23 protein-coding genes and 1 pseudogene are annotated in these 21552 nt (G+C 61.9%); 8 read left to right on the forward strand and 16 right to left on the reverse strand.

Annotated features, from left to right (window positions below):
• Positions 1-227, forward strand: a pseudogene (locus JJ959_RS14885) (isopropylmalate/homocitrate/citramalate synthase); the annotation flags it as partial.
• Complete coding sequence (locus tag JJ959_RS14890) at positions 224-820, forward strand: GNAT family N-acetyltransferase (protein ID WP_292885032.1); 597 nt, start codon at positions 224-226, stop codon at positions 818-820. The pseudogene JJ959_RS14885 and the gene JJ959_RS14890, both read left to right, overlap by 4 nt.
• A 6-nt stretch (positions 821-826) precedes the next feature.
• Here JJ959_RS14890 and JJ959_RS14895 read toward each other — a convergent pair whose 3' ends face one another.
• From JJ959_RS14895 to uvrC, 10 genes are all read right to left on the reverse strand, one after another.
• Positions 827-1828, reverse strand: coding sequence for a DMT family transporter (locus JJ959_RS14895; protein WP_292885035.1), 1002 nt, complete (start codon positions 1826-1828; stop codon positions 827-829).
• An 87-nt stretch (positions 1829-1915) separates the two neighbouring features.
• Positions 1916-2635 carry an LrgB family protein gene (locus tag JJ959_RS14900; protein WP_292885038.1) on the reverse strand — a complete coding sequence of 240 codons (720 nt, stop codon included), beginning with the start codon at positions 2633-2635 and terminating at the stop codon, positions 1916-1918.
• The gene (locus JJ959_RS14905) at positions 2635-2991 is read right to left on the reverse strand and encodes a CidA/LrgA family protein (RefSeq protein WP_292885041.1); all 357 of its coding nucleotides are present in this window, start codon (positions 2989-2991) and stop codon (positions 2635-2637) included. The genes JJ959_RS14900 and JJ959_RS14905 overlap by 1 nt, the downstream gene beginning before the upstream one ends.
• Positions 2992-3072: 81 nt before the next feature.
• On the reverse strand, positions 3073-3438 hold the full coding sequence (locus tag JJ959_RS14910) for a hypothetical protein (protein WP_292885043.1): 366 nt from the start codon (positions 3436-3438) through the stop codon (positions 3073-3075).
• Between the two features lie 315 nt (positions 3439-3753).
• A complete protein-coding gene (locus JJ959_RS14915) occupies positions 3754-4200 on the reverse strand; it encodes a molybdenum cofactor biosynthesis protein MoaE (RefSeq protein WP_292885046.1) in 447 nt (148 codons plus the stop codon).
• A gap of 4 nt (positions 4201-4204) precedes the next feature.
• Positions 4205-4456 (reverse strand): molybdopterin converting factor subunit 1, encoded by a 252-nt coding sequence (gene moaD / locus JJ959_RS14920; protein WP_292885049.1) that lies wholly within the window; start codon positions 4454-4456, stop codon positions 4205-4207.
• Positions 4453-5724 (reverse strand): gephyrin-like molybdotransferase Glp, encoded by a 1272-nt coding sequence (gene glp / locus JJ959_RS14925; protein ID WP_292885052.1) that lies wholly within the window; start codon positions 5722-5724, stop codon positions 4453-4455. Before glp ends, moaD begins: the two co-directional genes overlap by 4 nt.
• 3 nt (positions 5725-5727) lie before the next feature.
• Positions 5728-6234, reverse strand: a complete 507-nt coding sequence (gene mobB, locus JJ959_RS14930; protein ID WP_292885055.1) for a molybdopterin-guanine dinucleotide biosynthesis protein B — start codon at positions 6232-6234, stop codon at positions 5728-5730.
• 38 nt (positions 6235-6272) lie between these two features.
• Entirely contained in the window at positions 6273-6887 is a 615-nt protein-coding gene (gene pgsA, locus JJ959_RS14935; protein ID WP_292885058.1) for a CDP-diacylglycerol--glycerol-3-phosphate 3-phosphatidyltransferase, read from the reverse strand.
• Between the two features lie 75 nt (positions 6888-6962).
• Positions 6963-8948: an excinuclease ABC subunit UvrC gene (uvrC, locus tag JJ959_RS14940; RefSeq protein WP_292885060.1), complete on the reverse strand. Its 1986-nt coding sequence runs from the start codon at positions 8946-8948 to the stop codon at positions 6963-6965.
• Between the two features lie 411 nt (positions 8949-9359).
• On the opposite strand from uvrC, the gene JJ959_RS14945 reads away from it, so the two are divergent.
• Together JJ959_RS14945 and JJ959_RS14950 are read left to right on the forward strand one after the other, a co-directional pair.
• Entirely contained in the window at positions 9360-10166 is an 807-nt protein-coding gene (locus tag JJ959_RS14945) for an SDR family oxidoreductase (protein WP_292885062.1), read from the forward strand.
• Between the two features lie 8 nt (positions 10167-10174).
• Entirely contained in the window at positions 10175-10537 is a 363-nt protein-coding gene (locus JJ959_RS14950) for a dihydroneopterin aldolase (RefSeq protein WP_193182799.1), read from the forward strand.
• A gap of 6 nt (positions 10538-10543) precedes the next feature.
• Here JJ959_RS14950 and JJ959_RS14955 read toward each other — a convergent pair whose 3' ends face one another.
• Together JJ959_RS14955 and uvrB are read right to left on the reverse strand one after the other, a co-directional pair.
• Complete coding sequence (locus JJ959_RS14955; RefSeq protein WP_292885065.1) at positions 10544-11530, reverse strand: calcium/sodium antiporter; 987 nt, start codon at positions 11528-11530, stop codon at positions 10544-10546.
• Positions 11531-11769: 239 nt separating this feature from the next.
• The gene (uvrB, locus tag JJ959_RS14960; RefSeq protein WP_292885068.1) at positions 11770-13950 is read right to left on the reverse strand and encodes an excinuclease ABC subunit UvrB; all 2181 of its coding nucleotides are present in this window, start codon (positions 13948-13950) and stop codon (positions 11770-11772) included.
• A 198-nt stretch (positions 13951-14148) separates the two neighbouring features.
• On the opposite strand from uvrB, the gene JJ959_RS14965 reads away from it, so the two are divergent.
• The 3 genes from JJ959_RS14965 to JJ959_RS14975 are packed head-to-tail and all read left to right on the forward strand — an operon-like array spanning position 14149 to position 16883.
• Entirely contained in the window at positions 14149-15444 is a 1296-nt protein-coding gene (locus tag JJ959_RS14965; protein ID WP_292885071.1) for a thymidylate synthase, read from the forward strand.
• A complete protein-coding gene (locus JJ959_RS14970) occupies positions 15437-16399 on the forward strand; it encodes an ImmA/IrrE family metallo-endopeptidase (protein WP_292885074.1) in 963 nt (320 codons plus the stop codon). Before JJ959_RS14965 ends, JJ959_RS14970 begins: the two co-directional genes overlap by 8 nt.
• Positions 16400-16412: 13 nt before the next feature.
• A complete protein-coding gene (locus tag JJ959_RS14975; RefSeq protein WP_292885076.1) occupies positions 16413-16883 on the forward strand; it encodes a nucleoside 2-deoxyribosyltransferase in 471 nt (156 codons plus the stop codon).
• Here the strand turns inward: JJ959_RS14975 and JJ959_RS14980 are convergent.
• Together JJ959_RS14980 and JJ959_RS14985 are read right to left on the reverse strand one after the other, a co-directional pair.
• Positions 16830-17390, reverse strand: a complete 561-nt coding sequence (locus JJ959_RS14980) for an ATP-binding protein (RefSeq protein ID WP_292885079.1) — start codon at positions 17388-17390, stop codon at positions 16830-16832. The two genes, JJ959_RS14975 and JJ959_RS14980, sit on opposite strands and share 54 nt — an antisense overlap.
• A gap of 266 nt (positions 17391-17656) precedes the next feature.
• Positions 17657-18160, reverse strand: a complete 504-nt coding sequence (locus tag JJ959_RS14985) for a hypothetical protein (RefSeq protein ID WP_292885082.1) — start codon at positions 18158-18160, stop codon at positions 17657-17659.
• Between the two features lie 398 nt (positions 18161-18558).
• On the opposite strand from JJ959_RS14985, the gene JJ959_RS14990 reads away from it, so the two are divergent.
• Positions 18559-19803, forward strand: a complete 1245-nt coding sequence (locus JJ959_RS14990; protein WP_292885085.1) for an MFS transporter — start codon at positions 18559-18561, stop codon at positions 19801-19803.
• A 12-nt stretch (positions 19804-19815) separates the two neighbouring features.
• On the opposite strand, the gene JJ959_RS14995 is transcribed toward JJ959_RS14990, so the two are convergent.
• Both JJ959_RS14995 and JJ959_RS15000 read right to left on the reverse strand, forming a co-directional pair.
• Positions 19816-20610 carry a glucose 1-dehydrogenase gene (locus tag JJ959_RS14995; RefSeq protein WP_292885088.1) on the reverse strand — a complete coding sequence of 265 codons (795 nt, stop codon included), beginning with the start codon at positions 20608-20610 and terminating at the stop codon, positions 19816-19818.
• Between the two features lies 1 nt (position 20611).
• Positions 20612-21532 carry a dihydrodipicolinate synthase family protein gene (locus JJ959_RS15000; protein ID WP_292885091.1) on the reverse strand — a complete coding sequence of 307 codons (921 nt, stop codon included), beginning with the start codon at positions 21530-21532 and terminating at the stop codon, positions 20612-20614.
• Positions 21533-21552: the final 20 nt, after the last annotated feature.

Consider the following 21552-nt stretch of genomic DNA (forward strand, 5'->3'; position numbering starts at 1 on the left):
CCGATATCGTCGTCATGCCGTCGGCGGACGGCAGCCGGGTTGCCGCCGAGTTCACCGTCAACGGCACCTATCTCGCGGACGACGAAGGCCTGCCGGCTGCGAGCGGCCAGACCTATTGTCTTCCGGCAGGGACTTTCTTCGAGCTATCCGGTGGCCTGATTTCCCGTGTGACGACCTATTACAATCTGCAGGACTGGATCGAACAGGTCACGGGCGAGGGCGCATGAGCATCGATTTCCTCACACTGACGCCGGGTTCCGCCGAGTTCGAGGGTGCCGTCGAGCAGGTTGCGGCGCTGCGGATCAGGGTGTTCCGCGAATGGCCCTATCTCTATGACGGAACGGAGAGCTGGGAGCGCCGCTACATCTCCAAGCTGGCAGCGGCCGAAGGGGCTGTGGTCATCGCCGCCCGCGACGGAGAAAAGATCGTTGGAGTCTCGACCGGCATGCCACTGCTGTCCGAGCATGACGAACTGATCGCACCCTTCCGCGGCTCGGACTTCCCACCGGAGCAGGTGTTCTACGGCGCGGAGACGGTGATGCTGCCCGACTACCGGGGGCAGGGCCTCTACCGCAGCTTCCTCGAGCGCCGCCGGCAGCACGCGATCGATCTCGGCGGCTTCCGTTGGGAGACTTTCTGCGGCGTCATCCGTCCGGCTGATCACCCGCTCCGCGATCCGGCGATCCCGCCACTCGATCCGGTCTGGACGCATCTCGGCTACCGCAAGGTCGAAGGGCTGATCACCGACTTTTCCTGGCGGGATATCGACCAGACGGAAGAAACCGCGAAACCGATGCAGTTCTGGGTCCGCGATCTCTGAGGCCGGCTAGCGCCGCGTCGCGCCGGTGCCGCGCGGCGGATCGCTTGCGAGCGGGCGGTTGCGCTGACGTTCGCGCAGGAACACGAAGAGGCCCGCGCCCATGATCAGCACGATGCCGGTCTTGACCTCGAGGCCGGGGATCTCGCCCCAGATCGCCCAGCCCCAGAAGACCGCGAGCAGCAGGCCGGTATATTCGAACGGGGCGATGATCGCGGCATCCGCCGCGCGGTAGGCGGCCGAGAGGCAATAGGCGACGGCGGCCGAATTGAATCCGAGGCCGACGAAAAGCCAGAAATCCACGCCCTCTGGCCAGACCCATGCACGGAGCAGGAAGATCAGGCTCTCGTTGTCGGTTCCCTCCGAAAAGCGCCCGTCCCCGGCGAAGATCCAGAAGAGACCCGCGACCAGGAGAAACATGGTCTGGATATAGACGGCCAGCGCCGACGGCTTGCTGCTCATCCCGAGCTTGCGGGTCATGATCTGCATGCCCGCATAGGTGATTGCCGAAATCACAGGAAGCACAAGAACCAGACGGCTGACGCCGAGATCCTCAGGGCTCGCCCAGGGGCGCTGCATGATCACCACGCCGATGAAACCGACGAGCACGGCGCCGAGACGGAACGGCCCGACCTTTTCCCTGAGCACCGGTATGGACAACAGGGTGATGAAGAGCGGCGCGGCGAAGAAGAGGGCGGTCGCGTCCGCGAGCGGCAGGACGGCAAGCGCGGCGAAATAGGACATGTTGGCGATCACGACCAGCAGTCCGCGCAGCGCGTGGAGGCCCGGCCTGTTGGTTTTCAGGATCTGCCAGCCGCCTTCGAACTGGACGATCACCAGGCTGAAGGCGATCCCTATGGCCGAGCGTGTGAAGACCATCTGGTGCAAGGGGTAACCGCCTGAGAGCTGCTTGATCAGCATGTCGTTGATCGAGATGGCCAGCATGCCGATCAGGATGAGGGCGATGCCGAGGCTCGGGCGGTCGATCGGGGAGGCGGTGGTATCGGTCATGGCGGACGGAGACTATGCCTTTGATCCGCCATTGTCTTGTCCCCATGCGCCGCCGCGTCGCGGGACGGACGGCGCATGGGGAACAGTCTAGAAGAAAAACTGCCAGAGCAGCGGCAGCAGGATTGCGGTCGCCAGGGCATTGAGTCCCATTGCGAGGCCGGAAAAGGCGCCCGCTACTTCACTCACCTGCATCGCCCGCGCGGTACCGATCCCGTGCGCCGCGACGCCGATGGCGAAGCCGCGGGCCGACCAGTCCTTGATGCGCAGGATATTGAGGACGAGCGGGCCGATCATCGCGCCGATGATGCCGGTCAGAATGACGAAGACGGCGGTCAGCGACGGCAGGCCGCCGAGCTTCTCGCTGATGCCCATGGCGACCGGCGTGGTGACAGATTTCGGTGCGATGGATATCAGCGTCGCCTCGGAAACGTCGAAGGCCCAGGCGATGGCGAGGGCGCTTCCTGTCGCGAGCACGGATCCGAAGATCACGCTGAACAGGATCGACACCAGAGATTTGCGGACCCGCGCCACCTGCCGGTAGAGCGGCAGCGCGAGGGCAACCGTCGCCGGTCCGAGCAGGAAATGGACGAACTGCGCGCCCTCGAAATAGACGAGGTAGGGCGTGCGGGTGACGGTGAGGATGCCGACGAGCACGATCACCGCGAGAAGCACCGGATTGACCAGAGGGTGCATGCCGAGCCGTTCATAGAGTTTCTGCCCGCCGAGATAGGCGAGCAGTGTCAGGAACAGGTGCAGCAGCGGACTTGCCGAGAGATAGACCCAGATATCGGTGAAATTGCCGTCCATTACTCCTCTCCCCCGGCCCGTGAGAGCTTTTTCAGGCCGACCATGACGAGGGCGGTCAGGGCGACGGTGATCGCGCTGCTGCCGATCAGCGCCACCGTCACGCCGACCCATTCGCGCTCGATCAGGGAGAGGTGAAGCATGACCCCGACGCCGGCGGGAATGAAGAGCAGCGACAGATTTCGGAGCAGGGTGTCGGAGACCTTCGCCACGGTTTCCGGGATGCCGCCACGGATCAGCAGACCGGTGAAGAGGATCACCATCCCGACCACCGGACCTGGCAGGGGGAGACCGGTAGCGGCGATGAACAGCTCACCTAGAAGCTGGCATCCGAGCAGCAGGGTAATGGCGCCGATCATGGGGAACTCCGTCGACTGGAACTGGACGGAGTCTAGCGCCGTCCTTGCAACGCTCACAACTCGGAGTGTCGCGGTGACGGATCAGGCGGCGGCGGCGAGCGCGTCGCTTTCCATGAAGACGCAGCGGATACGCTCGATCCCGGCATAGAGACAGGCGGCGAAACGGTGATTGCCGTCGCAGAGCCGGCCGTTGCGGAACACCAGACTCATCCGGCGGAAATCGCCATGCCGGACCAGCCAGGCGACGCGGGCGGCATGGTCTTCGGCGCTCATCGGCGTGTTCGGGTCGCGATTGTCGTCGGGGGCAATGAAGCGCCCTTCGGCGAGCGCGCGGTCGATATCAGCATCGGTGATACGGCGTTCGGCGCCGGCCCAGAACGGATAGTCTTCGAGGCCGTGTTCCACGGCCACGTCAAGCAAATCGCGCTCTTCCAAGCGAATGCCCATCGCCCGGTCTCCCTGCCACATCGTCGGTTCTCATCCGGCGACGGGCGTGAGCTGCTCCGGGTAGAGCAAAGGCCGTCTGCGGGGTGACGCAGGCGGCCCGACGGCCCGTTCAATTGCCGCGTCCCGTATCGACGAGCGGGCGCACTGCAGCAATTGCGTTTTTTGCATAGGCCGCATGCATTCAGGGCATAGGAAAAATCGAAATTTAACTTGCTATTTCATGCGCGTAGCGTGCAACGCACGGCCTTGTTCGGCGGCGGTGAAAATTGCTCCGAAAACGACACCCTTCGTCTGAAGTGCGGCGCGTTCGGACCTTCAATCCCACTTGGCCGCAGCGGTGTCGTCACTCTCCCTGGCTTCGACCCAGGACGCGCCGCTGTCTTTCTCCTCGAGCTTCCAGAACGGAGCTTTCGTCTTCAGCCAGTCGATCAGGAAATGGCAGGCCTCGAAGGCGGCCTCGCGGTGCGGGGAGGCGCAGGCGACGAGCACGATCTGTTCTCCCGGCTCCATGCGTCCGTAGCGGTGGATGATCAGGCTGGCCTCGAGCGGCCAGCGTTCGTTCGCCTCGGCCTCGATCTTCTCCAGCATCTTCTCGGTCATGCCGGGATAATGCTCGAGCGTCATCGCGCCGACATGTTCGCCGCCCGCCATGTCGCGGACGAGCCCGACGAAACTGGTGATACCGCCGATATTGTGGTTCCCGGCGCCGAGCGCGCGAAGCTCCTCGCCCAGATCGAAATCTTCCTTCTGGACCCGGATCATCGCCTCAGCCCCCTGTCACCGGCGGGAAGAACGCGACCTCATCGCCAGCTTTCACCGGCGCGTCGAGTTCGACAAACTCCTGATTCACGGCGGCGCGGACGACCTCCATATTCTGGAAGGCATCCTCGAAACCCGGGCCGCGCGTCTTCAGCCATCTGACGAGCCCGGCGACATCCGTCACCTCGGCCGGCGGGGTGACGTCTTCCTCTCCGATACCGGTTTTGCCGCGCATCCAGGCGAAATAGAGAATCTTCACAGGCCAACCTCGCTGAAGGGCAGGTAATCGACAATATCGCCGGATTTGATCCGGGTGCAGCTTTCCGGCAGCTCCACCAGACCGTCGGCTGCCACCATAGAGCTAAGCACTCCGGCGCCGTCGCGCTCGAACTTTTCCGCTTCCAGTATGCCGTCACCGTTCCGGCGCAGTGTGACCCGGACGTATTCCCGCCGGTCGAGCTTCTTCTTGTAGTCGAAGGCGGCGCGAACCGGGAAGAGGTCCGGCGCCTTCGGCCGGGCGCCGGACAGGAGCTCGATCAGCGGGCGGGCGACGCGCAGGAAGGTGACCATCACGGCGACCGGATTGCCGGGCAGGCCGACAAAAGGCGTGCGCCCGATCTGGCCCAGCGCGACGGGACGGCCCGGCTTGATCGCGAGCCGCCAGAAATGCAGTGAGCCAAGGGCTTCGACGGCGGCTTTCACATGGTCCTCGCCGCCGCTCGAGACTCCGCCGGAGGTGAGAATCATGTCGGCGTTCCCGGCGGCCGCGGTGAGTCCGTCCCGGATCTCGTTCAGACGGTCGGGAAGGATCCCCATATCGACCACTTCGGCTCCGACCCCGCGCAGCAGGGCGGCCAATGTATGGCGGTTCGAATCGTACACCGTGCCCGAGGGCGCTTCGGTTCCGGGCTCGCGGATCTCGTCGCCGGTCGAAAAGATCGCGACGCGCAGCGCCTTGTAGACAGGCAGGTTGGTCAGTCCGGTCGCCGCGGCCAGCCCGATATCCTGCGGCCGGAGCCGGATCCCGGTCTCGAGGATGCGGTTGCCCTCGGCGATATCCTCGCCCGCAAAGCGCCGGTTGGCGCCGCGTTTGATCCCGGGCGGAATGACCACCCGCTCGCCGTCGCTCCGGCAGTCCTCCTGCATCAGCACCGTATCCGGCCCGGCACCATTTTCTCCGGCAGGCATCGGGGCGCCGGTATAGATGCGGATCGCGGTGCCGCGCACCTGTGGCCCGTCCATCGGATGACCGGCCGCGACTGTGGCGGTCACAGGCAGAACCGTCTCGGCGTCCGGCGAGAGATCGTCGAAATAGACCGAATAGCCGTCGACGGCGGAATTGTCGTGCGGCGGCACAGACCGGCTTGCGACGATGTCTTCCGCCAGGATGCGGCCGAGCGCGGCGCTCAGCGGGACATGTTCCGGATCGACGACGGGGGTGAGGACCTCGCGAAAGCGGGCGAGCGCGTCGGCGACGGGAATCAGCTTTCCGCCGAAGGCGAAGCAGTCATCGGTCAGTTGCGACATGGCTCACGCGGCTTTCGAAAGACCAGTAATGTCGAGAATATAGTCCGCCAGCGCCGGAACATCGTTCAAATCGAGCACGGGAACGGTCGCCTCCTCGACCGGCCCGTCCGACGCCACAGCCCGGATCATCGGATCGTTCGGCTGCAGCAGGGATTTTCCCGTCTCGCGCCGGAAGATCTCCAGCTTCTCGTGTGCATGTTCCTTGAAGCCCTCGATGATGAGCAGGTCCACCGGGCTCATATGCGGCAGGAGGTCCTCGATCGTTGGCTCCGGCGCGTCACGGTTCTCGTGCATCAGTGCCCAGCGGTTTGCGGATGTGATCAGCACTTCCGTCGCGCCGGCCTCGCGATGCTCGTAGGAATCCTTGCCCGGCTTGTCGACATCGAATGTGTGGTGGGCGTGCTTCATGGTCGACACCCGGATGCCGCGGGCGACGAGCTCAGGGAGCAATTTGACCAGCAGGGTGGTTTTCCCGCTGCCGCTCCATCCGACGAGACCGAAGATTTTCATGGCGCGAAGTCTAGAGGTCAGGAGGTACCGGACTCAAGTCACGCGTCTGCCGCGGCGCCCTTGCCCTTCGCGGATTTGCGTCGGGCGCGTTCGGCGGCGGCTTCCGGGGTGACGTGCAGCAGGCCGGAGCGCAGATAGTCGTATCCGGTGACGAGCGTCAGGATCGCGGCCGCCCAGAGCAGCCCTTCGCCGATCAGCACGGTCGGCAGCCAGGCGGGGCCTGCCTCGCCGACGATCAGGAAGCCGAGCGAGCCGATCTGGAAGGCGGTCTTCCATTTCGCGAGACGGCTGACGGGCATCCGCACCTGGATCTCGGCCAGGAATTCGCGCAGGCCGGAGACCAGGATTTCGCGCAGCAGGATGATCAGGGCCGGCAGCAGGCTGTAGCCGGAAATATGGTCGAGTGCGCTCAGGATCAGCAGGCAGGCGCCCACCAGAAGCTTGTCCGCGATCGGGTCGAGCAGCCGGCCGAAATCGGACTGCTGGTTCATCGAGCGCGCGAGATAGCCGTCGAGATAGTCCGTGATCCCGGCAAAGGCATAGAGCGCCAGGGCGATCCAGCGGTAGGTCGGCTCGTTGATCCAGATGAGCGCCACGATGAACGGGATCACCAGGATACGCGAAAGGGTCAGCAGATTTGGGAGGCCGGTCATATCTCTGCTTCGGTCTGAAGATTGGCTTCGGCGACGCTGCGGCCGCTCTCTTCTTGAGGGCCGAAGCTACACCAATCAGCCCTCTTCGTGGAAGAAATCATATATCCGTTTCGCGACGGTTCTGCTGATTCCGTCCACGGCTTCAAGGTCCTGCAGGCCCGCGCGGGAAACCTCGCGGGCGGAGCCGAAATGGTGCAGCAGCGCCTTCTTGCGCTTGGCGCCGATGCCCGGAATTTCGTCCACCTTGGACTGCCCGATGGCCTTGGCGCGCTTCGCCCGGTGCGTCTCGATGGCGAAGCGGTGCGCCTCGTCCCGGAGACGTTGCAGGAAATAGAGCACCGGATCGTTGATCGGCAGCGAGAAGGGCGGGCGCTTGCCGGTGAAGAAGCGCTCCCGGCCGGCATCGCGGTCCGGTCCCTTGGCGATGGAGACGATCGCCACATCCTCGATCCCGAGCTCGCTGAAGACCTCGCGCGCGACGCTGTCCTGGCCCTGGCCGCCATCGATCAGGACGAGATCCGGCCAGTTGCCGGAGGTCCTGTCCGGGTCCTCCTTCAGGGCGCGGCTGAAGCGGCGGGTCAGAACCTGACGCATCATCGCGTAGTCGTCTCCCGCCTGGACCGGCGCGTCGGCACCCTCCTCCAGATCTTCAGCTGCGGGCATCGGCGCATCCGCGGGCACGACATTGCGGATGTTGAACTTGCGGTAGGCGTTCTTCATCAGCCCGTCGGGACCGGCGACGATCATCGCGCCGGTCGCGTTCGTGCCCTGGATGTGGCTGTTGTCGTAGACCTCGATCCGCTCCGGCGGCTGTTCGAGATCGAGCGCCTCCGCGAGGCCTTCGAGCAGCCGGCGCTGGGAGGAGCTTTCCGCCAGCCGGCGGCCGTGCGCTTCGCGCGCGTTGGCGATCGCGTGCTCCATCAGCTTGCGCTTGGAGCCGCGCTGCGGGCGCAGCACCTCCACCTTTCGGTCGGCTCGGGTGCTGAGCGCTTCGGCGATCAGCTCCTGTTCCGGCATGTCGTGGCTGACAAGTACCAGCTTTGGCGGCGGCTTGTTGTCGTAGAACTGGCCGACGAAGGCGGCGAGGATCTCGCCCGCCTCGAGGCTTTTGTCGTGGCTCGGGAAATAGGCCCGGTTGCCGTAGTTGCTGCCGCCGCGGAAGAAGAATACCTGGATGCAGGCGGTGCCGCCCTCGCCATGCAGCGCCAGCACGTCCGCGTCCTCGACGCCCTCGACATTGATGTCCTGGTGCGACTGGATATGGGCGAGCGCGCGGATCCGGTCGCGGTAGCGCGCGGCGCTCTCGAAATCGAGCGCGTCGCTCGCTTCCTGCATCCGCTCGGCGAGCTGCTGCGAGACCTTGCGGCTGGAGCCGGTGAGGAAGTCCTTCGCCTGGGCGATCAGCTCGCCGTATTCGGCCTCGCTGACATAACCGACGCAGGGCGCGGCGCAGCGCTTGATCTGGTATTGCAGGCAGGGACGCGTGCGGCTGGCGAAGATCGCGTCGGAGCAGTTGCGGATCAGGAAGGCGCGCTGCAGGGCGGTGATCGTCCGGTTCACCGCGCCGGCCGAGGCGAAGGGTCCGAAATAGTCGCCCTTGCGGCTGCGCGCGCCGCGATGCTTCACCAGCTGCGGCCAGTCGTGGTCGCCGGTCAGCAGGATGTAGGGGAAGGACTTGTCGTCGCGCAGCAGCACATTGAAGCGCGGGCGCAGCTTCTTGATGAGATTGCTCTCGAGCAGCAGCGCCTCGACCTCGGTATGGGTGCGCACGAACTCCATGCGCTGGGTCTCGCTGACCATGCGGAAGATGCGGTGCGGCAGCTTGGCCGGGAAGGTGTAGTTCGAGACCCGCTTCTTGAGGTTCCGCGCCTTGCCGACATAGAGCACCTCGTCCGCATGATCGAGCATGCGATAGACGCCGGGCGCGTTCGGAAGCAGCTTCACCTGCGCCTGGATGACCTTTACGCCGCGCTCGATGTCCGGCTTCGGCGACCGGACCTTCTGCGCTTGGTCCGGTTTCGCGTCCGCGGCGTCGGAGGAGGCTGGCTTGGCTGTCGACATTCTGTCTTTCTAGCGGATCGGCAGGGTTACGGAAACGGCTTCACGCAGAACGTTTCTGGAACGTCGAACGAGGCGGGCAATCTCTCTCCGACTCTATCCCCGTTCCGTGTGGAAAAGCCTGTGTATAACTCTTGAGCGGCGTGTTCGAGGGCCCACTTTCCCTCATTCCGCACGCTTTGCCCAAAAATTGAGCATGACCGATAAGTCTATGAAAACAAACAATAAATATTCTAAGGTGCTGATTCATATCACAATTTGTGACGGGAAGGTGACCCTTCCATGACTTAGTTCATGATTAACGGCGAATGTGTAAAAAATGCAGGGAAATTTATGCTATCGCTTTTCGTTGCTGCCATACGGGGTTAGGCTCGCCGCGGTAAATAACCAGCTCCATGTGAAGTTGATTCCCAGATGATTTCCAGTTCTGACGGAGACCTGCGGACAGCACTCGTGACAGGTGGTGCGCGCCGTGTCGGGGCGGCCCTTTCACGAGGTCTCGCCGCGGACGGCTGGCATGTCGTGATTCACTTCAACGGCTCGGCCGAAGCTGCAGAAGAACTGCAGGCGGAGATTCGCGCCTCGGGCGGGGCGGCCTCGACGGTGCAATGCGATCTCGCCGACGCGGCGGCCGTGAGCACGCTGATCCCGGCGCTCGCGGACAGCGTCCCGCCCTTCGGTCTGCTGGTGAACAATGCCTCGCTGTTCGAAGGCGACCGCCTGGACAGTCTCACTGCCGAGGCAATGGACCGCCACCACGCGGTGAACCTGCGGGCGCCGGTGCTGCTCTCCCAGGCCTTCGCCCGCCGGATCCGCGCACAGGCGGCCGGGGGCAAAGCGCCCGCACCCGATTGCTGCATCGTCAATCTGCTGGACAACAAGGTCTTCGCGCCCAATCCGGACTATCTCTCCTATTCGCTGACCAAATTCGGCCTGGAAGGCTTCACAAGGATGCTGGCGATGGAGCTGGCGCCGGAGATCCGGGTCGCGGGCATCGCGCCGGGCGTCACCCTGCCGAGCGGGCCGCAGACCGAGGAGGAGTTTGTGCAATCCCAGAAGGCGCTGATGCTCGGGCGCGGCTGCTCGCCGGAGCAGATCCTGGCTGCGCTCCGTTTCATCCTTGCGGCGCCGGCCTTTACCGGGCAGACCATCACCATCGACGGCGGCCAGGTCTTGCAGGCGCTGCCGCGCGACATCGCCTTCATGGACGGGAAGGACTAGCGACAGAAATGCCGATCACCAGTGCCCGGATCCTGCTGGAGAATTTCGCCGTCAATGTCGATATCGGCATCCACGATTTCGAGCGCGGTCAGCCGCAGCGCGTGCTGGTCAGCGTCGAGATGGAGGTCGATGTCGATCCGACCGGCGCCGGCGACGATATCGAGCGGGTGCTGGATTACGATTTCGTCCGCACCGAGATCCTCGAACTGGTCAAGACCCGGCGCTTCAATCTGCAGGAGACCTTCTGCCACGCGATCATCCAGATCATCGCCGAACGCTCGGCGGTGCGCTGGGTCCGCGCGACGACGCGCAAGCCCGACGTCTACGAGGATTGCGAGGCGGTCGGCTTCAGCCTGTTGTACGAGCGCTAAGGCGGGTCAGCCGCCTGCCAGGGCTGTCACGGGAAACGTCGTGAACTGGCCGATGACGAAAAGGCCGTAGGCGAGGAAGAACGCGATCGCGATCGGCCGGCCGAGGCTCCTGAGGCTGAGCGCGGCGGCGACGAAGATCACGGTCACGCCGACCATGACCCAGAGGTCGCTGTCCATGATTTCCTGCGGGATGCTGATCGGCTTCACGACCGCGACGGCGCCGAGAATGCCCAGCGTGTTGAAGATGTTGCTGCCGATGATGTTGCCGAGCGCAACGTCGTTGTGCCGGCGCACCGCGGCGACGATGGTGGTGGCGAGCTCCGGCATCGAGGTGCCGAGCGCGACCATTGTGATGCCGATCACCGTCTCCGAGACGCCGAGCAGGCGGGCGACGTCGACCGCGCCGTCGACCAGCATCCGGGCGCCGAAAATCACCCCGGCGAGGCCGAGGATCGTGTAGAGCGCCGCCTTCGGCATGGAGCTGGGCAGGTTGTCGAACTCGTCCACTTCCTTCGCATGGACGCTCTCGTCGCCGGCGAGGCTCGTCTTGCGATCCTCGCGGTAGCAGTAGAAGAGATAGCCGGCGAGGACGGTCAGCATCACCCAGCCGTGCCAGCGCTCGATCATGCCCGCGTGGCATAGAATGACGAAGACCACGGTCGAGAGCAGCAGCATGATGCCGTCGCGGCGCAGTGCCGGGTCGCCGCAGGCGAAGGGGTAGATCACCCCGACGGTGCCGATCATCAGCAGGATGTTGGCGATGTTGCTGCCGACCACGTTGCCGATCGCGATGCCGTCATGGCCGTGCAGCGCCGCCTTCAGGCTGACGAAGAGCTCTGGCGCCGAGGTGCCGAAGGCGATGACGGTGAGGCCGATGACATGCGGCGAGATCTTCAGGATGCGGGCGCCGCCGACGGCGCCCCGGATCATGATCTCGGCGGCGACCAAAAGGACGACGAGGCCGCCGATGGCAAGGGCGAGGGGAAGGATCACGCAGGGGCTCCCGCTTGCAACCAATATCGGGAGAGATGACAAGCTTCAGCGGTCACGGAGGTATGCCTTCCAGCGCTTCGGTTCGGGGCCGGCCCGGACGCCCCTGTCCCTCGGGAGCAGATCGGCGGGCCTGAATGACTGCCCCTTGATATTAGAGCTATGCCCCTGCTTTCAATGGCATTGATCGGGGAATCGGCATTCCCTGCGCACCCGGCGGCGACAGGCTTGCCGCCACTGCCTTATTTCCGGCGCTTTCCCGAGGTCCGTTTCGGCGGTTTGCCTTTCGGCGGCTGAACGGGGCCCTTGATGCGGACGACCGCGCCCTTCGGCAGCGGCTTGCCTTCCAGCGTCATGCCGAGATCGGCCGCCTCCAGCCGCTTGATCTCGTCGCGCAGCCGCGCCGCCTCCTCGAATTCGAGATCGGCGGCGGCGGTCCGCATCGCGGCCTCGAGCTCGGAAATGACCTGCTTGATGTCCTTGCCGACCAGCTCGCCCTCGTCGGAGCCGGTCTCGACCGTCACATGGTCGCCGCGCTCGTAGACGCTTTCGAGAATGTCGCCGATCGACTTCTTCACGCTCTCCGGGGTGATGCCGTGTTCGGCGTTGTATTCCTCCTGCCGCGCCCGGCGCCGGTTGGTCTCGTCGATGGCGTATTGCAGGCTGTCGGTCATCCGGTCGGCATAGAGCAGCACCCGGCCCTCGACGTTGCGCGCCGCCCGGCCGATGGTCTGCACGAGAGAGGTCTTGGAGCGGAGATAGCCCTCCTTGTCGGCGTCGAGGATCGCGACCAGCGCGCATTCCGGGATGTCGAGCCCTTCGCGCAAGAGGTTGATGCCGATCAGCACGTCGAACACGCCGAGCCGGAGATCGCGGATGATCTCGATCCGCTCCAGCGTCTCCACGTCGCTGTGGATGTAGCGCACCTTGATGCCGGCCTCGTGCATGTATTCGGTCAGCGCCTCGGCCATCTTCTTGGTCAGCGTGGTGATCAGCACCCGCTGGCCGAGCGCCGCGCAGTCCTTGCACTCGGCGATCACGTCGTCGACCTGGGTCTCGGTCGGGCGGACGATGCAGACCGGGTCGATCAGGCCGGTCGGGCGCACCAGCTGCTCGATGAAGACGCCGCCGGTGCGGTCGAGCTCCCACGGGCCGGGCGTCGCCGAGACGAAGACCGTCTGCGGGCGCATGTCCTCCCATTCCTCGAACTTGAGCGGTCGGTTGTCCATGCAGGAGGGCAGCCGGAAGCCGAATTCCGAAAGCGTCGATTTCCGCGCGAAGTCGCCTTTGTACATGGCGCCGATCTGCGGCACCGTGACATGGCTCTCGTCGACGATCAGCAGCGCGTTCTCCGGCAGGTACTCGAAGAGGGTCGGCGGCGGCTCGCCCGGATTGCGCCCGGAGAGATAGCGCGAATAGTTCTCGATCCCGGCGCAGGAGCCGGTCGCCTCCATCATCTCCATGTCGAGCACGGTGCGCTGCTCGAGGCGCTGTGCCTCCAGCAGCTTGCCCGCCTTGTTCATCTCGTCCAGCCGGAGCTTCAGCTCCTGCTTGATCGCCTTCACCGCCTGGTGCAGCGTCGGCTTCGGCGTGACGTAGTGGCTGTTGGCGAAGACGCGGATCTGCTCGAGCTCAGCCGTTTTCTGCCCGGTCAGCGGGTCGAACTCGTGGATCTGGTCGACCTCGTCGCCGAACAGCGAGAGCCGCCAGGCGCGGTCCTCGAGGTGGGCCGGGAAGATCTCGATCGAATCCCCGCGCACCCGGAAGGTGCCGCGGTGGAAGCTGGCGTCGTTGCGGCGGTACTGCAGCTCGACCAGCTGGCGCATCAGCTTCGTCTGGTCGATGGTCGACCCGGCCTTCACGTTGACCGTCATCTTGCCGTAGGTCTCGACCGCGCCGATACCGTAGATGCAGGAGACCGAGGCGACGATGATGACGTCGTCCCGCTCCAGCAGCGCGCGCGTCGCCGAATGCCGCATCCGGTCGATCTGCTCGTTGATCGAGGCTTCCTTCTCGACATAGGTGTCGGTGCGCGGGACGTAGGCCTCCGGCTGGTAATAGTCGTAATAGGAAACGAAATACTCGACCGCGTTGTTCGGGAAAAAGCTCTTCATCTCGCCGTAGAGCTGGGCGGCCAGCGTCTTGTTCGGCGCCAGCACGAGGGCGGGGCGCCGGACCTCCTGGATCACATGCGCCATGGTGAAGGTCTTGCCCGAGCCCGTGACCCCGAGCAGCACCTGGTCCATCTCTCCCTGCCGGATCCCCGCGACGAGATCCCGGATCGCCGCCGGCTGGTCGCCCGCCGGCTTGTACTCCGAGACGATCTCGAACGGCCGCCCGCGATCCTGCGGCGCGGCGCCGGACTTCAGATCGGGCTTCAGTGCGCCGACAAGGGCGGGGGCGTCTTCGAGTTGGGTGCTCATGAGGGGAATGTAGGGGGGTGGAATTAGGGAGGGAAGGGGGCTAATTGGAGTTCCGCCAACCGGACACCAATTTCGTGTTTTGGCTTCAATACCGAATTTTCATAATGCACCAAAAAATACCCTGCACGTATTGCGTTTCTGTCCTATCGTTAAAACTACCAGAAAATTACTTTTGTTTGATGCTGATGGAGAAAAATAGTGAGCTACGCAGATAATGGATTCGCGGAAAATTCTGCAGACAGCGGATTCCGCTCAGTATTGAAGAATATTCTTTCTGCGCCTTCGGTAAATGCTGTCAGTACAGGAGCTGATAAGGTAAGATATAAAACTTTTGAGAAGTTGGCTTTTCAGTTTAGGATTGAAAATCCACTGCACAGAATTGTCGCAAATAATGTTTTTACTCTGAGTTTGCCGGTCGCTGTCGCCAGGTTCGTTTGGATGATATCTGGAAACAATAGGTTAGCAGATATTGCATTCTATGAGCCTCGAGTTGCCTCTTTCACAGATGATGGCGTAATTGTGCCTGGGTCGTCATATGGCGCGAGAATTCGGCAGGCTCATCCAGGAATTGACCAGTTAAAAGGGGTGATCGACCGCCTTAAGGCTGATCCGAATTCAAGAAGAGCCGCAATTTCAATTTATCAGCCAACTGACACGACACGTGAATCGTCAGATATTCCGTGCGCTTTTGGTCTGTTTTTCCATATTCGCGAAGAAAAACTGCATACTCAGATAATAATGAGGTCGAACAACGCAGCTGTTCTGCTTCCATTTAACATTTTCGAATTTTCAATGCTTGCAGAAGTAGTTGCAGCTGAGTGCGGTGTCGCAATGGCTCCTTTAAGTCACTATGCCGCCTCGATGCACATTTACGAGAATGCCGAAGAGTTTACTAATAGGATTGTGGTCGAGGGGGGGGCGACACGATCAGACCCGATGATTCCCATGCCGAACAATCCGAAGCCGTTGGATGAGGTTCTCCGACTGGTTCAGTATGAGGCCAGCATGCGCCATCGATCAGAGGCGATTGACGATAGTGCCTTGCAGGATGAAATTGATCAAATTCAGGAAATGTTTTCACCCTATTGGCAGCAGTTTGCCTTTTTGTTGCTCGCGACAGTTGTAAATCGAAACTGTAGCCGCTACGGCGTTGAATTGCTATCCTCTGCCCTTGACCCTCGGTTCGCGAAGCTCATGAGGTGGTCTGATGCTACGGATAAGAACGCGCAAGACGTATCTTCTGACCTCCCGCTTTTGGACGTATTGCAGCGTTCTGACAATATCGTGATGTTTCACAATACGTTAGCCGGCACTTCTTTCAAGCAGCGTGCGATGAGCCACGAGGCGAAAACGGGTGAGCGTCTGTCAGCCGCGGAGCTTCTGGAAGTGCAAGAAAGAGTGGTATCGAGATTGGCTGCTCGCGGATTGAACGCTGAGTTAAGTCAAGCTGATTTTGACATGCACCTAGCTGATGTCAGGCGGCAGCATGAATAGTATTGCAGCAACTGCACACGGTTATGGGCGTGCGGAAATTGAGCAGCGGTTGGTGAAACTGACCGGTGCTTCCAATGCCTATTCAGCGATCCGCCGCTTGTGCACTAGTGTTGTCAGGGCTTCCAATCAAGAAGTCCCACCTTTTCATATTAAACCGCTATTGGACGTGATTGGAGTTGAGTTTAAGTATAGTGATGTAAATACTGGCCAAGCTGAAGCATCTGTTAGTATCAAGGACGGATCTCTGTTCCTTGAGGTTCCGAAAGCACATTTCAAAGGCGGTAGTGGGCGTTCAAAAAGGTGGAGATTTTCAATTGCTCATGAGTTTGTTCATATAATTTTGTTGCGTGCACTTGGGGCGTCTCTGATTGAGCTAACATTCAGGGATGAAGAGACTTATAGTTTTATAGAAGATTTATGTGATTACGCGGCCTCTCATATCCTTCTTCCGCGACCAAAATTGCTTCAGGAATTGAGAAAAAGTAAAATATCGAGCAAAACTATTTCTATTATTTCGCATAAATATAATGTTTCTGAAGCGGTGATATTTCGATCGATAAACGATTTCCTGCCTTGCGGCGGCGTCTTCGGTGTAAAGAAATACAAAAGAAAAAATTCAGAAAAACGGGAACTACGTATTTCTTTTTGTTCAACACCATATCGTGAACGTCAAATTAGGCCTTGGCTTCCGTTAGGCTGTACAATGAGACATATTAACCTATCGTCAGGGACATTTGAGGGCGCTTCAGAGGGAGGCAGAAAAATTGAGGATATTATAATTTCTATTAATAAAAAAGTATGGAAGCTTCATGGGTTAGTTGTTCCGTGGGTCTTTGGCCAAGAGCAGAAAGATATATTTGTGAAAAATCGGTCATTAGACGTTCTTGATGATGAGGTGGGTTATGTACTGTTTTGTTCTGAAGCGGGAAAACTTGATGCCACGCTATTTCAGTAGGACTGTTTACTAAATGTCTAAAATTTATATTTCAGGAGCTTTGCAGGCGTCTACCAACCTGCAAATTGCTAGAGACTTATACGAGGAGGCCGCGAGAATTCTCGACTCATCTGGAGATTTTTGCTTCCTTCCGCATTTGCAGACCGACCCAGAACGAGCCAAGTTTATCCCTAGTGATGATGTGTTTAGCCGTGATGTTCGTGCTCTAGAGGACGCGGACGGTGTTATCGCTTTTTTGAACGAACCATCGCACGGCGTAGGCGCAGAAATTGCCATGGCACTTGCTTGGGGGAAGCCGATATTGCCGCTTATTGAGAATGGTGGAAAATGCTCGCGTTTCTTAGATGGCTTGCTTCGCTCGCACAACTTCTTTGTTATTACATACGAAGATCATAGACATATGGAGTCCGAAATTCGAAAATTTTCGTCGTCAATCAACAGAAAATATTTTCTTCAAAATAAAATCGGCGCGATCTTGGGTTGATCCTGAAACAGGAATTGGTTGAATGTTAAATTTATCATATAGTGCGTCGATTTTCTGATCAATACGTGCTTGAAAATTTATATCTTCTTCACGTACTCCATCATTTTCTAGAGGAAACTCAATTGGAATTTTGAAAATATGGTCGTAGGTCTGCATCCATTTTTTAATTGAAAATATGAGAGCGTTGCACTCTGCGCTGTTTTCGAACTCTGGAAATAAGTCTAACGTATATGCGAGATGATCGATCATAGTTCGGTCTGCGATCAATATATCTGCTTCTTTTTCTTGGAAATAGTCTTCCGTTGCCTGAAAAAGAAATATCAATAATTGTCTTAAGGTCGTATTTTTTCCTCTTTGGAAAAATGTACTGTCGTCTACTAAATCAATTATTATGCGTGGGGTTTCATTGCAAATTTTGGTAATATTTATCTTTATTAAATTGCTTTGCAAGTTCTTAGCTAGCGACGTTTTCCCGGTACCGTGAGCTCCTGTTAATCCAATTTTCATATCGCTTCCATCCTTTGGTTTACTTGATGGTATAATTGCTGGCTTAGGTTGTCTATAATTTGATTAATTGATGCGTGGAGAGGTATAAAGGGTTTGGAAATAAGGGTACGCACGTCTCAATTGTCCAACCAACACGTCATCCTGGGTTTTGCTCCGAAACCTTGGCTCTAATCCCGCGCTCATTCGGGACCAGTGGATCCAGACTCTCGTCAGTATGACGCAGACAGGGCAGAGTGGCGGCTCCCTCAAACCCACCCGATCCCCGCTCACCTCCGCCCGATCCTCTCCATCACCGCCACCATCGCGATCCCGTAGAGCACATGCCCGACGAGCGCGACCCAGGTAATTCCGGTGAAGTTCAGGAAGAACGGCAGCCCCGCGATCCAGGTGATGCCGCCGATGGCGAAGACCCAGAGCCCGAAGCCGTAGAGCGCGGAGGGCAGGAACCAGCCGCCGGGGCCGCCGGTCACCCGTTCCCAGGCCGGCCGGAAGATGTAGAGCCAGCCGACCGGATAGCCGATCAGCCCGACCAGGTAGAAATGCACGAAATAGCCGGCGAAATCGTTGTGCGGCAGGCCGAAGGCGCCGAGCAGGCTGCGCGCGAGGCCGTGCGGCGAGAGGTTGGCCCAGCCGAGCGCGGGGCTGATCAACTGGCCCCAGAGATCGAAGGCCGTCGTCGCGACGGCGCCGGCGACGAACATCAGGCCGAGCGTGGCGGCGTTTAGCGGCGGGACGGCGCGGGGGGCGGTCATGTCGTCTGTCTGGGCCATGGGGGCGTCTCCTTCGGCGGCGGCGCGTTACTGTGCGCCGGTCTTTTCTGACAGCTAGGCTGTTCGCGCAGGGCGCGCAATCGGTCGCCGCTCTCCGTCAAGCACTCGTGACCGCGCGTGACGGGGGCAGGGGCGCCATCCATCACCCGTGAGAACCGTCATCCCGGACCCCGATCCGGGACCTTCCGGCATTTTGGGCCCGATGTTCGACAAGGTCCCGGCTCTGCGGCCGGGATGACGACGGAGGGGAAAGGAGGTCGCGCGGCCGGGCACTCGATCCGGCGCAACTATCCAGAACCCGTCACCCGCCCCGGAAAAACCCGCCGAAGAGTCGCATCCGGGGAAGCAACGGCGGCCGATCCCTGATTGCCTCGGGATATCACCAGCGTTGATATCCCATGTTCCAGAGATACATCCCCGAGCTTCTCCGCCACACGCCCCGGCCGGGCGCACGCGGCTTCGCCGTGCTTGCGGGCACCGAGGCGATCACCCGCGGCATGCTGATCTCGGTCTTCCCGATCGTGATGTACCGGGCCTACCAGGATTCGAGCCTCGTCTCCGGGATCTATTTCGTGGTCGGCCTCTTCTCCATGTGCTGGGGGCTGCTGGTGCCCTGGCTGGTGCGCTGGATCCCCCGGCGCTGGCTCTATACCGGCGGCGCGCTCTCCTATGTCGTCGGCGCCGCGCTGGTGATCTTCGGCGAGGGCGAGCTGGTGGCCGCCGCGCTGTGCTTCAACATGGCGGCGACGGTCACCGTCTTCGTCTGCTTCAACGCCTATGTGCTGGACTACGTCGCGAGCGCCGATCTCGGGCGCTGCGAGACCCTGCGCCTGTTCTACAGCGCCGCCTCATGGACCCTCGGTCCGGCGGGCGGGGTCTGGCTGCTGCATTTCTGGGAGCCGGCGCCCTTCCTCGTCGCGGGATCGGCGGCGCTGGCGCTGCTCGCGGTGTTCTGGTGGATGCGGCTCGGCAACGGCAAGCTGATCACAAGGGCGCGCGCGCCGACGCCGAACCCGCTCGCCTATCTCGGCCGGTTCTTCGCCCAGCCGCGGCTGGTCGCGGGCTGGCTTTTCGCCGTGTTCCGCTCCGCCGGCTGGTGGACCTATGTGGTCTATCTCCCGGTCTATGCGATCGAGAACGGGCTCGGCGAGCAGGTCGGAGGGATCGCGCTCTCGCTCAGCAACGCCATGCTGTTCGCCTCGCCGCTGATGCTGCGCTGGGTCGAGCGCCGGAGCGTGCGTTTCGGCGTCCGCACCGGCTTCCTCTCAGCCGGCATCGCCTTCGTCGCCGCCGGTGCAATGGGCGCGCTGCCCTGGGCGACCGTGCTGCTGCTCATGGCGGGCTCGGCCTTCCTGGTGCTGCTCGACATCTGCGGCGGGCTGCCCTTCCTGATGGCGGTGAAACCGTCCGAGCGCACCGACATGGCGGCGGTCTATTCCAGCTTCCGCGACGTCTCCGGCATCCTCTCGCCGGGCGTGGCCTGGCTGGTCCTGCTGGTGGCGCCGGTCTCCGGCATCTTCGCTGCGACCGGGCTCGGCCTGCTTGCCTCCTGGGCGCTCGCGGGCCGGCTCAACCCGCGCCTCGGCTGGCGCATGGCAGTGGCGGCCGAGCGGCGGAGGGCGGAGGGCGCCGCGGCGGAGTAGGGGCCGGCACGCCTAGCCGATATTCGCCGTCAGACCTCCGTCCACCGGCAGACAGATTCCGGTGATGTAACCCGCCTCGTCGGAGGCGAGGAAAAGCGCCGCGTTGGCGACATCCCACGCGGTTCCCGTGCGCCCTGCGAGCGGCACGTCGGCCTTGCGTTCGGCGCGGATCACCTCGCGGCTTTTGCCGGTCTCCTGCGCCCGCCGTTCGATCGCCATCGGCGTGTCGACAAGGCCCGGCAGGATCGCGTTGGCGCGAATGCCATATGGGGCGTTCTCCATCGCCAGATGATGCGTCAGCGTGTTCACCGCGCCCTTGGAGGTCTTGTAGGCGACGGTACCGCGGGCGGCGAGGGAGGAGGTGGAGGAGATGTTGAGGATCACGCCCGACTGCTGTTCCCGCATCACCGGGAGCACGTGCTTGGCGGTCAGGAACATGCCCTTCAGGTTCATCGCCATCAGTTCGTCCCACATGCCGGCATCCATCTCCGGCGTCGGCCGGTCGCCGCGCGAGCGGCCGACATTGTTGTGCAGGATGTCGATCCGTCCGAAACGGGCCTTGCAGGTCTCCGCGATGCGGCGGCACTCCTCCTCGCTTGTGATGTCGGCTTTCAGCACCTCGGTCTCGGCGCCCGACTCGCGGCAGAGCGACTCGGTCTCCCGCGCCCACTCCTCGTTGGCGTCGACAAGCAGGAGCTTGGCGCCCTCCTCGGCGAAGCGGAGCGCCACCGCGCGCCCGTTCCCGGTGGTCTCGCCCGGCTGCTGCCCGGCGCCGACGATGATCGCGACCTTGTCCTTCAAACGCATGTCATTTCCCCCAGCGCAGCGCCAGCGGATCCGCTTCGCGCGCAAGTTCGAGCAATTGCGCCCGCGTCTCCGGATGCAGCGGTCGGATCGGGTGTCGGACATGCTCGGAGGCGATCACGCCGCCTTCCTTCATGACCGCCTTGCTGGAGCGCCAGCCGCATTGCCGGTTCTCGAAATTGATCAGCGGCAGCAGGCGCTCATAGACCCGCTTCGCCTCGGCCCGGTCGCCCGCGAGATGCGCCGCGATGGCAGGACGGATCAGGTCCGGGATCATCGCCGAGGTCATCGAGCCGGTGGCGCCGGCATCGAGGTCGGCGAGCAGGGTGATCGCCTCCTCGCCGTCGAACGGCCCCTCGATGGCGTCGCCGCCCGCTTCCAGCAGCGCGCGCAGCTTGGCCGCCGCCTGCGGCACCTCGATCTTGAACAGTTTCACCTGTTCGATCTCGCGCGCCATCCGGACCAGGAACGGCACGGAAAGGGCGACGCCGGAGAGCGGGGCGTCCTGCACCATGATCGGGATTCCGCCGGCTTTGCCCGCGCGCGCGAAATGCTCGAACATCGCTTCCTCGTCGGCCTTCAGCGCGGCGCCGTGATAGGGCGGCATCATCATCACCATGGCCGCGCCCATCGCCGCCGCCTCGCGCGCCCGCGCCTCGACGATGCCGGTGGAGAAATGGGAAATCGTCACGATCACCGGCACGCGTCCCGCCGTGTGCTCGAGGCAGAGTTTCGTCAGCTCCGCGCGTTCGGCGTCGCTCAGCAGGAACTGCTCGGAGAAGTTGGCGAGGATGCAGATCCCGTCCACGCCCTGGTCGACCATGCAGTCGATCACCCGCTTCATGCTCTCGAAATCGACGGAACCGTCATCGGTGAACGGCGTCGGCGCGACCGGCCAGATGCCGGAATAGGGTTTCGTGGTCATGATCTGCGTTTGCTCCCCGG

The sequence above is a fragment of the Nisaea sp. genome (assembly GCF_017640745.1).
Taxonomy (GTDB): domain Bacteria; phylum Pseudomonadota; class Alphaproteobacteria; order Thalassobaculales; family Thalassobaculaceae; genus Nisaea.

Bases quoted from the DNA above. Each gene is read 5' to 3' on its own strand.
- JJ959_RS14890 (WP_292885032.1), top strand. From the start codon at position 224: ATGAGCATCGATTTCCTCACACTGACGCCGGGTTCCGCCGAGTTCGAG.
- JJ959_RS14895 (WP_292885035.1), bottom strand. From the start codon at position 1,828: ATGACCGATACCACCGCCTCCCCGATCGACCGCCCGAGCCTCGGCATC.
- JJ959_RS14900 (WP_292885038.1), bottom strand. From the start codon at position 2,635: ATGGACGGCAATTTCACCGATATCTGGGTCTATCTCTCGGCAAGTCCG.
- JJ959_RS14905 (WP_292885041.1), bottom strand. From the start codon at position 2,991: ATGATCGGCGCCATTACCCTGCTGCTCGGATGCCAGCTTCTAGGTGAG.
- JJ959_RS14910 (WP_292885043.1), bottom strand. From the start codon at position 3,438: ATGGGCATTCGCTTGGAAGAGCGCGATTTGCTTGACGTGGCCGTGGAA.
- JJ959_RS14915 (WP_292885046.1), bottom strand. From the start codon at position 4,200: ATGATCCGGGTCCAGAAGGAAGATTTCGATCTGGGCGAGGAGCTTCGC.
- glp (WP_292885052.1), bottom strand. From the start codon at position 5,724: ATGTCGCAACTGACCGATGACTGCTTCGCCTTCGGCGGAAAGCTGATT.
- mobB (WP_292885055.1), bottom strand. From the start codon at position 6,234: ATGAAAATCTTCGGTCTCGTCGGATGGAGCGGCAGCGGGAAAACCACC.
- pgsA (WP_292885058.1), bottom strand. From the start codon at position 6,887: ATGACCGGCCTCCCAAATCTGCTGACCCTTTCGCGTATCCTGGTGATC.
- uvrC (WP_292885060.1), bottom strand. From the start codon at position 8,948: ATGTCGACAGCCAAGCCAGCCTCCTCCGACGCCGCGGACGCGAAACCG.
- JJ959_RS14945 (WP_292885062.1), top strand. From the start codon at position 9,360: ATGATTTCCAGTTCTGACGGAGACCTGCGGACAGCACTCGTGACAGGT.
- JJ959_RS14950 (WP_193182799.1), top strand. From the start codon at position 10,175: ATGCCGATCACCAGTGCCCGGATCCTGCTGGAGAATTTCGCCGTCAAT.
- uvrB (WP_292885068.1), bottom strand. From the start codon at position 13,950: ATGAGCACCCAACTCGAAGACGCCCCCGCCCTTGTCGGCGCACTGAAG.
- JJ959_RS14970 (WP_292885074.1), top strand. From the start codon at position 15,437: ATGAATAGTATTGCAGCAACTGCACACGGTTATGGGCGTGCGGAAATT.
- JJ959_RS14975 (WP_292885076.1), top strand. From the start codon at position 16,413: ATGTCTAAAATTTATATTTCAGGAGCTTTGCAGGCGTCTACCAACCTG.
- JJ959_RS14980 (WP_292885079.1), bottom strand. From the start codon at position 17,390: ATGAAAATTGGATTAACAGGAGCTCACGGTACCGGGAAAACGTCGCTA.
- JJ959_RS14985 (WP_292885082.1), bottom strand. From the start codon at position 18,160: ATGGCCCAGACAGACGACATGACCGCCCCCCGCGCCGTCCCGCCGCTA.
- JJ959_RS14990 (WP_292885085.1), top strand. From the start codon at position 18,559: ATGTTCCAGAGATACATCCCCGAGCTTCTCCGCCACACGCCCCGGCCG.
- JJ959_RS14995 (WP_292885088.1), bottom strand. From the start codon at position 20,610: ATGCGTTTGAAGGACAAGGTCGCGATCATCGTCGGCGCCGGGCAGCAG.
- JJ959_RS15000 (WP_292885091.1), bottom strand. From the start codon at position 21,532: ATGACCACGAAACCCTATTCCGGCATCTGGCCGGTCGCGCCGACGCCG.